Below are 9826 nucleotides of genomic sequence, written 5' to 3'. Positions count from 1 at the left end.
ACGCCAGATCGAACGCCGAGTCCGCCCGGCGGCGCGACCACACCAGCGCCGCCCGCGCCTCATCGGGAGCGAACTCATCGGGCACGTGCAGGCGGACCACGCTGTCGCCGGTGAACTGCTCGCGCAGGCCGACCTCCAGCAGCGCGTGCAGGAACCGCGCCCGCTCGTGACAGGACTGCCGGTAGGCGGCCTTGAGCACCTCCACCGTGTCGAACCCCGACACCTGCTCCACATCGATACCCGCCAGCACCCGGGCCAGCCCGGCCCCCGGCGGCATCACCGCCAGCCCTGCGGGAATCGCCACCGGCACCCCGTCCGCCCCACACCAAGACGACCCCGCGGCAGCAGACGACGAACCCGGCCCGCACCCAGACACGCACCCAGACACGCACCCAGGAGCGCACACAGACGCAGACACAGGCCCGGACCCAGGAGCGCACACGGGTGCGGACACCGACGCGGACACGGGTGCGGATGAAGGCGCGGGCGAAGGCGCGGACACGGTGCGGGACCCCCGGGAGCGGAGACGAAGGCGACTGAACGACTCCCGGCCGCCCGGACCGGGACTTCCCTCACACAGACTCGGCTCAACACACGGCGTACGGCCACCAAGGGCCCGCCCACTAGGCTCACCTGTAACGGCTGCCCTCACCCTATCTCGAACGCACTATCGACTCCAACCCCCCACCAGCACAAACGTGGAGTCACAGCCGGTCCCGCGTCACAGTTCGCCGCGTTCGACGGCCAGGGCGAGTTCGACGCGCGACCGCAGGCCGGTCTTTGCGTAGACCCGGGTGAGATAGACCTCCACGGTCTTGCGGCTGTAGTGCAGTTCCTCCGCGATCTGAGGATTGCTCAGCCCGTCGGCGACCAGCTCGATGACGCGGCGCTCCACGGGAGTGAGACGCCCCGCCGGTTCGGGGACCATTCCGGCCTCCCGCAGGCGGCGTTCGGACAGCGCCGCCCAGGGGGCCGCGCCGAGCCGGTTGAAGATCGCGTGCGCCCGAGGGAACTGCGACGTGTCGCCGAGCATGCCGAAGGTCAGCCGGGCCTGGGCCTCCTCGAACGGCAGGCCGTCGGCGCGGGCCTGCTCCAGCGCCGCGCCCGTCCGCGCGCGATCCCGGAACGCCCAGCCCATGGCGAGGTCGGCGGCGAGCCGGGCGCGGGGGGTGCCGTTCGCCGACCGCTCGTCCAGCCGGGAGGCCGCCGTCCGGCAGCCGGCGTCGTCGCCCGCCGCTCCCGTCACCAGCACCTTGATCGCCAGGGCCCGGTGCACCACCTCGGGCACCTCGTACGCGAGGGCGTGGGCGAGTTCGCGCCGCGCGGCGGCGATGTCGCCCCGTCCGAGCGCCAGGCGCGCGCGGAGCACGCATCGCATGCCCTGCTGCAGCGCGGAGCCGGGCGGTGGGTCGGCGAGCACCCGGGCGGCCTGTTCCAGTCTGCCCTGGTCGAGCAGGATGTCCATCTCCATGTTGCGCAGCAGGGCGAGGTTCTCCAGAAGGCCTGCTTCGGCCAGCGCGCGGCCCGCGACCGCGATCTCCTCCAGTGCGCGCGCCCATTCACCGCCCATCCGCCGGATCACCGCCATGGTCCGTACGTGCTGTCCGGCGATGTCGTGCCAGCCGAGGCCGCGGTGGATCTGCTCGGCCTGGTCGAGGACCTCGACGGCACGGGAACGCAGCCCGGCGATCGCCAGCACGTGCGCCGCCGACTCCAGCGACGCGAGCCGGGCGCCCGGCGGCAGAGCGGCGGCGAAGGTGAGCAGGTCGTCGACCGCCCGCTGCGTTTCGGCCCAGTCGCCCCGTACGAGCGCGTGGATGGCCAGATAGCCGACCGTGATCGCGCGGTCCTGCGGGGGGCAGTCGGACAGGCCCTCCCAGGCCCGCCGGGCGGACTCCCGGCTGGGACGGCCCATCTCCGCGCTGACCACCGCCTGCTGCGCGAGCAGAGCCGAGGCGTCGTCGGCCTTGGGGATCTGGCGGCGGGCCACGTCGAGGGCCACCTCGTACCAGCCCATCACGTGGGCCGCGCCGACCGCGGTGTATGCGGCGCGGGTGCGCCGGCGGCCGGCGGGCAGCACGGCGAGGGCCCGCTGCGCCGAGTTGAGCGCCAGCGCGGGCCGCGACCCCTTCCAGTACGCGAGAGCCTGCCTGGCCAGCAGCTCACCGGGCTGCGGAGACAGCTCGGCGGCCTTGCCGTACCAGTGCGCGGCCGACAGCGGCGCGGTCCAGCGGGTCAGCTCGGCGGCGCGCAGCACCGCGGGCAGGGCCTCGGGGGGCGGCCCGGCCTCGGCCATGTGGGTGGCCCACTCCAGGACCCGCCTGGTCCCGGTCAGCCCCTCACGATCGAGCATGTCGGCGATGCGGCGGTGCACCTCGCGCCGGCCGGAGGCGCCGAGGTCGTCGTAGAGCGCCTCGGCCACCAGCGGGTGCGCCAGCGCGTAGCTGTCGCCGTTCCTGGCGACCACGCCGTCCCTGACCAGCGCGTCGAAGGCACGCTCGGCCTGATCCGGGTCGAGCCCGGCCAGTTCGGCGAGCGCGGGGAGATCGGCGGCCTCCCTCGTACGCGACAGCGCGGCCAGCACGCGGGCGAGGTCGCGTCCGCCCCGGTCACGCTGGAACAGCCGGCTGAGGATCGCGCCGCGCCGCGCCCCCGGATCCGTCGAGCGTACGGCGCCGCCCTGCACCAGGGCCAGCACGGCCTCCTGTGCGAACCACGGGTTGCCCCGGCTCGCGACGTGGATCCGCCGCAGGACGGTGTCGCTCGGCCTGCGGCCGAGCAGCGTGGTGACCAGCTCGGCGACCTCGGTCATGGTCAGCGGCTGGAGCCGGATCGACAGGTCCACGTCGAGCGGGGGAGGGTGGCGGGCGGTGCCGAGGATCGCGACGGCGTCGTGGCGGCGTGGCAGGGCCCGCAGCACGCTCAGCGTGTCGGCGTCGGCCAGGTGCAGGTCGTCGATGGCGAGCAGGGTGGGGCCCGGCAGTGACTCCAGCAGCCGGGCGGCCATCGCGCCGGGCGCCGCGGCGGGGTGTCCGAGCGCGGCCTGGTCGACCGCGTCGAGCAGACCGGACAGGACGTCGGCGGCCTCGCCGCCCACCGCCCCGAACGCTTCGACGAGTGGGGCGTAGGCGCGCCCGCCGTCCAGTTCGCGGGCCTGGCCGCGCAGTACGCGAAACCCCTTCAGCCGTGCCGCGGCCTCGCCGAGCAGATGGGTCTTGCCGATGCCCGCCTCGCCGAGGACGAGGACGGTCCGCGGCGTCTTCGACAGGGCCGAGACCACCCGGCCGAGCGCGCCCGCGCGGCCCTCCCCGACGGCCGGTACGTCCACGGCTGGCCGTCACTCCCTTCGCATCCGTCCCGCTGGTCTTAGGTAGGACGCGGCGGAAATGTTGAACGTTCACACGAAATGTGACGCGCTCAGAGAGTGATCGCAAGGGGATCTGTGTATCAAGATTCGAACATGGCCACGGCGGCGACGGTCGGCGTCTCCTGAGGGGCGACGATCTCGGCCGCCGTCTTGGGCGGGCCGACCGCCGCCGTGATGTCGGTCTGTTGACAGTCCACGAGGTCTTCCTGCCGACCTCCGTCCGGCGGGCCCGTTCGCGCAGCGGGGGACCGGGGCGCGGTGGCGGAGGGATCGCGGTCCACCGGCCGCGTCATCACCCCGGCCGCGTCATCACCCCGGGACGCGCCTGCGCCGGACGCGGTCACTCGATCGGCGTACGGGATCAGAAGTTCTTGCTGCGGACCGTCCAGGAGGCCCTGGCCGCCAGGCCCGAGGAGCCCAGGATGTACGACCGCGCCGTGGCGTTGCCGTTGAGAGTCATGTCCAGGAACTGGACCACAGCGGTCATGCCTTCGCTCATCTGGGCGCCGGTGATGAACCCGACGTGACCGGCCTGTGATTGCTCGGCCAGCACGGCCGGCACCTGGGCGAGGTCGTAGTTGGCCCGGGTGTTGTCATAGGCGATGTCGGAGGACCCGCCGTCCATGAACATCACCGGAGTGTGCAGCTTGGACAGCTCCGAGCGTGGATATCCGAACGAACCGTCGGCGAAGAACCCGCTGTCCAGCGAGACGACGCTCTTGACCCGCCGGTCCTGGGCGGCGACCAGCGCTTCCAGCCCCCCGCAGGAGTGGCCGGCGGCGGCGACCCTGGACAGATCGAGGCGCTGGTAGAGCGGCGAGGCGGTGCGGGCGTTCTCCCGCTCGGCCCAACTGATCCCGTCGGTCAGCAGCGACGGAATCGGGGACCCGCTCTGCACCCCGTTCGACGAGCCGTCCACTGATGCGGTGTCCACCACGACGAACCCGCGGGACGCGATGAACGTCAGCGCCTGGATCACCTCGCTCCCGTTGGTGTGCGCGCACGCCCCGTTGCCGAAGACCAGTACGGGCATGGGGCGACCGACGGCGGAGGGGTTCGTCGGCCGGAACACCGTGTAGCGGTTGGTACCGTACGCGCCCTCCCGGGTGACCGGGAAGTTGTTGTCGATGGCCGGCTGGCTCGGCGGCGTGGGACTGGCACTTGGGGAGGGACTGGCGCTTGGCGAGGGCGAAGCCGTGGGGGAGGGCGACGGCGAGGGAGTGAGGGACGGGGTGAGCGACGGGGTGGGAGATGGAGTAGGCGACGGGGAGGTGACGCCGCCGGTGCAGGTCACGCCGTTCAGGGCGAAGTCGGACGGCACCGGATTGGAGCCGTTCCAGCTCCCGTTGAACCCGAAGTCGGCACTGCCTCCGCTGGGGACGGCGTCGTTGTAGGAGGCGTTGGTGACGGTGACCTGCGAGCCGGACTGGGCGGGGGAGCCGTTCCACAGTTGTGTGATGGTCTGCCCGGCCGGGAACGACCAGGTCAGCCTCCAGCCGTTGATCGGGTCGCCGAGGTTGCGAACGCTGACGCTGGCGCCGAAGCCGCCGGGCCACTGGCTGGTCACCGTGTAGCCGACCTCGCATCCGGTCGTGGCCGCCGACGCGACGTGGGCCGCGGTCACCGTGACGCCGGCCGTCAGCAGCGCGGCGGCGGCAGCGGACAGCCTCGGCCGCCGGCGGAAAGAGCTGTCGATTCGCACGGGCTTTTCCCTCTCCGAGACAACGCGTGTTTGCCTTGACGATTCAGGACGCCGATGTCGACGGGTGGTGAGCTCCTGGAGCGCGAGTCAATCCCGGCACAAATGAGCGAGTCAAGTAACTTGATATGAAGGCTACTTCGTCTCGCGACGTAAAGGCTTTGCTGAGCAGGTGCTTCGGGGACGCGTGTGAAAGGCCGGCCGTCAGGACGGCGGTGAATATTTCACGCCTCCTGCTCGACGTCGCCGGTCAGGAAATCATTGGAGGCGCAAGCTGTCCTGGGGATCCGGACTCCGCTGTCCCCGGTCTAGCTGTTCCGAACTCTTCGGTTCAGGGCTGCGCGGTTCGGAGCTGCGCGGTTCAGGACTGCGCGGTTCGGGGCGGCGGGACTCGGGCGGCGCGGGGCTCCTCGTCGGGCTCGTCGCCGGGCTGGGGTCCTTCGCCGGACCCGGACTCTCCTTCGCGGGCCCCGAGGGCGACTCCTGCGACTTTGGGCACCGGGGGCCGGCGACCCGCACCTCGGCCTGGCGCGGCCCGCCGGGATCGGCCGGATCGGTCGTGACGCGTACCCCGAACACGGCCCTCCTGCCGCACTCCACGGCGCCGAGGCCGGCGGGCACCGTGAATGAGTAGGACGTGTGGCCCGAGAGCGTGCGAGTGTCGGACGCCGCCTCGCGGCCGTCGCGCGTGAAGACGCTGGAGACCCCGACCGGGCCCTTGCCCGAGGTCCGCACCGTCACGGCCGCCCTCTTGCCGTCCCAATCATCGATCGCCACACCCTCGACCGCGGGGGCCGGGCAGGCCGGTCCGGTCAGTTTCCGCGTGCGCGTACGGATTCCTCCCCGCGCGGCGGGGACCGTGGACACCTCGACCCGCCGGTAGACGGTGGTTCCGCAGGCAGGGGAGGGGAAAGGCTGCTGCAGCCCGATGTGGTAGGACGTCGCACCCCGCAGCCCGACCGTCTGCGAGGGCGCGGCGGCGAGCGCGTCCGGCGACGGCCCGGAGGCGAAACGCGCGGTGAGCTGGACCCGGGCTGCAGTGCTCGCCCGCACGTCGACCGTGACCGCCTGGCCGTCGAACGCCGCGATGCCGAGATCGGTCACCCGTGCCGGCGCGGGCGACGCGGTCGCCCCCATGTGGGAGGGGGTGGCGCTCCCCTGCGGCCCGGAAGGTCCCGGCGGCGCGGCCGGTCCGGTGGACACCGACGCCACCGGCGTGCCGGACAGGTCGGGCGGCGTCGTCCCGGCGTTCTCGTCCGGCCCCGCACCGGCGGGTCCTGTGGCGGCCTCCGAGGTCTCGTCCGGCACCGTCTCGTCCGGCACCGTCTCGCCGGGCACTGTCTCATTGGGCACAGTCTCGCCCGGCACCGTCTCATCGGGCGCGGCCGGCGCGGCCGTCCCGGCCGAGTCCGGGGCCGGGGGAAGCGCCGCCGGGGCGCTGTGCGGTGGCGGGGTGAGCAGGGTGTCCCGCGCGACCGGGGTCTGCCGGTTGGCCGCGACCACCGCCGCGATCACGACGGCCGACAGCACGGCGGCGCCGATGGCGAACCGGGGCGCGAAGCGCGCGAGCCGCTCGGACAACACGGTCCGGGCGAGGGACGTGGACGCCTCGACCGGCTCGGCCGGAGCGGCCAGGGGAAACGTCAGCGCCAGCAGGGTCGCGAGTTCGGCCAGGTGCCGGCGGCCCCGCTGCTCCCAGTCGGACCCGTACGCGGCGGTCGCGGCGGTCTCCAGGTCGGTGATGAACGCGCGTGCCGTGGGCGGCCGGTCCGCCGGGTTCTTGGCCATGCCGCGCGTCACCAAACCGCGCACCGAGCCCGGCACGTCCGCCGCGGGGATGGGGGCGCTGCGGTGCAGCATGCGCAGCGCCGTCAGGTCGTCGGCCCGGTACGGTCGGCGCCCGGTGAGGCACTCGTAGAAGACGCAGGTGGCGGCGTAGACGTCGGCGGCCGGGCCGGCGGGCCCGCCGTACCACTGCTCGGGGGCCATATAGGGCGGCGTGCCCGCGGAGGTCTCCGGAGAGCCGCTCGGCGTCGCGATGCCGAAGTCCGACAGCTTGCTGTTGCCGTCGGCCTGGATCAGCACGTTCTCCGGTTTGTAGTCCCGGTGGACGATGCCCGTGGCGTGCGCGGCCGACAGGCCCGCCAGCGAGCCCTTCAGCACGACCAGCGCCGCCTCCGGGCTGGTCGAGCCGTGCTCGCCGAGGATCCTGCGAAGCGAGACCCCGTCGACGAGTTCCATGACGATGGCCGCGCCGTCGCGCGCCTCGACGTACTCGTACAGGCGCACGATGTTCGGATCGTTCAGCTCCACCATGATCCGGGCCTCGTGCCGGAACCCGGCGAGGAAACGCCGATCCCGCCGCAGTTCCTCGCGCAGGTACTTGATCGCGACGTAGGCGCCGGTGGTCATGTAGGTCGCCAGCACGACGCGCCCGGCGCCACCCGCGCCGAGTTCGCGCACCTCCCGGTAGCCCGGGACCGACCAGGCGTTCATGACGCCGCCCCCTCGGATCAGGTCGTCTTCGACCAGTTCAGCCGTGCCGCATGTGGCCCTGACTCAAGGTCTCACCCGAAAGGGCGGTTGTCACCGGAGCAAAAAAGTCACCTTGCGGATGTAGTCCCGGCGCGCGTGCTCACGTGCCGGGCCGCGCGTACGGCGAGGTCGCGGGCCCACGGCTCCCGGGCGGAGCCCGGTCCGGCCGGGAGCCTAAGGTGCTCTCATGCCGCGCAATCTCATCCTGTCCGGGGGAGTGGCCCACGACTTCCCGGCCACCTCGGCCGCCCTCGCGGACGTGCTCGCCGGGATCGGCATCAAGTCGGAGATCACCGAGGACGTCGCCGGGGCCCTGGCCGAGCCCGCGCCGACCGGCCTGATCACGGTCAACGCGCTCCGATGGAGGATGGACGGCGGCGACTTCGCGGAGGAGCGGGACCGCTGGCGTTTCGAGACGCCGGACTCCGTCAGGCAGGCGTTGCTCGATCACCTCGCGAGGGGCGGCGGGCTGCTGGCCGTGCACGCCGCCACGCTCTGCTTCGACGACTGGCCCGAGTGGGCCTGGATCCTGGGCGGCGCCTGGAGGTGGGGCACGTCGTACCACCCGCCGATCGGCCCGGCGAAGGTCCGGCTCTGCGCCGGTCATCCGATCGTCGACGGCCTGACCGACTTCGAGGTGACCGACGAGGTCTACACCGACCTCGACGTCCTCCCGGACGTGGAGCCGCTGGCGTACTCCGGAGACCAGCCCCTGCTGTGGGCGAGAACCGTGGCGGGCGGCCGGGTCGTGTACGACGCGCTCGGCCACGACACCCGGTCCTACGAGAACCCGGTGCGCCGCACACTGCTGCGGCGTGCGGCGCGGTGGCTCCTCGGAGACTGACCCGCCGATTACACGTCGCCGGGGATGTTGCGCAGCGCCTCGCGGCGGCTCAGGCCGCTGATGCCCTGGTGCTTCACGTAGCGGAGCACCTCCTGCGGGTTGGTCTTCGCGTACTCCCGCAGCGCCCAGCCGATCGCCTTGCGGGCGAAGAAGTCGGTGTCCGACAGGCTCGGCTCGATGCAGGCGTAGAGCAGGTGGACGTCGGTGCGGTCCTTGAAGGAGTTCTGGCACAGGATGGCGGTGCGTCGCTTCCACAGGTCGGGGTCGTGCGCCCACTCCAGCGCCAGGCGGCGCATGCTCTCCGGATACAGCCGCAGCAGCGTGCCGATCCGGTGCACGGCGATGTCGTCCACCAGGTCCCACCACGCCCCGGTGACGATCATCTCCTCGTACATCGGGATCGTGTAGAGCGTCTGCCAGGACCGGTAGAAGCGGTGCGCGGACAGCTCGATGGCGGCGTAGCGCTCCTCGCGGTATTCCGCCTCGCGCCACAGCGCCAGCACCGCCCTGCGCCATTCTGGGGCGCTGTCCAGCCGGTGCTCGGCGAAGACCCTGCGCAGCGCGGCCCGCCGCGGCACGGCCGTCACCCCGAGGAAGGGCATCTCCGACTTCATGTACGACCGCATGCCCTCGGCGCGCGCGGGGTCGGCCAGCTCGGTCAGCGCGAGCCGTACGGCCTTGAGTAGCGTCATGACGGCCGGCTCGCCCGCTCGCCGGTCGCCAGGCCGTCGAACAGCAGCTTGACGAAGTGGTCGGCCAGGGCGTCGGTGTCGAGCCTGCCGCCGGGGCGGAACCAGCGCACGGTCACCCAGATCGTGTCGCGGATCATCCGATAGGTGAGCTTGGGATCGACGTCGGGGCGGAACTGGCCGGCGGCCTGGCCGCTCGTGATCTGCTCCAGCCACATGCGCTCGGCCTCGTCCTCGGCCCGCACCAGGTAGTCGAACCGGTCGCCGGGCAGTGAGCGCAGGTAGTTCCAGTCGTTCTGCATGACCGTGATGGCCGCCCGGTGGTCCTCCAGCGTGCCGAAGCCGATGCGCACCATCTCCGCCAGCACCGAACGGGGGTCGGCGTGCGTCCCCAGCACCGAGCGGTAGCGGTTGATCAGATCCTCGAGGAAGGTGCGCAGCACCTCGTCGACGATCGACTCCTTGGAGTCGAAGTGATGGTAGAGGCTGCCGGACAGGATCCCGGCCTCCAACGCGATCTCCCGCACGGTGGTGGCCTGGAAGCCCTTGCGCGCGAACAACTCGGCGGCGAGCTTGACGAGGTGGTCGCGCCGTTCGGACGCCGAACCGGCCGCCCCCCGCTTCGCCCTGACCGGCGCGGCCGTGCCGCCGGAGTCCTTACGCTGGTTCACGGCTCCCATTATGGCCGTCGA

General features: G+C 72.4%; 7 protein-coding genes. 1 reads left to right on the top strand and 6 read right to left on the bottom strand.

Annotation, left to right across the window (positions count from 1 at the left end; genetic code table 11):
• The 4 genes from FLX07_RS31520 to FLX07_RS38080 all read right to left on the bottom strand — a co-directional run.
• A partial coding sequence (locus FLX07_RS31520) for a hypothetical protein (RefSeq protein ID WP_142575952.1) occupies positions 1–304 on the bottom strand: 304 nt, incomplete at its 3' end.
• Positions 305–721: 417 nt separating this feature from the next.
• On the bottom strand, positions 722–3328 hold the full coding sequence (locus tag FLX07_RS31510; protein WP_142575335.1) for an ATP-binding protein: 2607 nt from the start codon (positions 3326–3328) through the stop codon (positions 722–724).
• 400 nt (positions 3329–3728) lie between these two features.
• Positions 3729–5069 (bottom strand): cellulose binding domain-containing protein, encoded by a 1341-nt coding sequence (locus tag FLX07_RS31505; RefSeq protein WP_244311173.1) that lies wholly within the window; start codon positions 5067–5069, stop codon positions 3729–3731.
• A gap of 255 nt (positions 5070–5324) precedes the next feature.
• Positions 5325–7562, bottom strand: a complete 2238-nt coding sequence (locus FLX07_RS38080; RefSeq protein ID WP_189105085.1) for a serine/threonine-protein kinase — start codon at positions 7560–7562, stop codon at positions 5325–5327.
• A gap of 226 nt (positions 7563–7788) precedes the next feature.
• Between FLX07_RS38080 and FLX07_RS31495 the strand changes: the two genes are divergently transcribed.
• On the top strand, positions 7789–8445 hold the full coding sequence (locus FLX07_RS31495; protein WP_142575334.1) for a ThuA domain-containing protein: 657 nt from the start codon (positions 7789–7791) through the stop codon (positions 8443–8445).
• An 8-nt stretch (positions 8446–8453) separates the two neighbouring features.
• On the opposite strand, the gene FLX07_RS31490 is transcribed toward FLX07_RS31495, so the two are convergent.
• Together FLX07_RS31490 and FLX07_RS31485 are read right to left on the bottom strand one after the other, a co-directional pair.
• A complete protein-coding gene (locus FLX07_RS31490) occupies positions 8454–9137 on the bottom strand; it encodes a DNA alkylation repair protein (RefSeq protein ID WP_142575333.1) in 684 nt (227 codons plus the stop codon).
• Positions 9134–9814 carry a TetR/AcrR family transcriptional regulator gene (locus tag FLX07_RS31485; protein ID WP_142575332.1) on the bottom strand — a complete coding sequence of 227 codons (681 nt, stop codon included), beginning with the start codon at positions 9812–9814 and terminating at the stop codon, positions 9134–9136. Before FLX07_RS31485 ends, FLX07_RS31490 begins: the two co-directional genes overlap by 4 nt.
• Positions 9815–9826: the final 12 nt, after the last annotated feature.

The sequence above is a fragment of the Microbispora bryophytorum genome, from assembly GCF_006874465.1.
Lineage (GTDB): Bacteria > Actinomycetota > Actinomycetes > Streptosporangiales > Streptosporangiaceae > Microbispora > Microbispora bryophytorum.
Note: the sequence above shows the minus strand (reverse complement) of the source record. Positions and strands in the feature narration are given on the sequence as shown.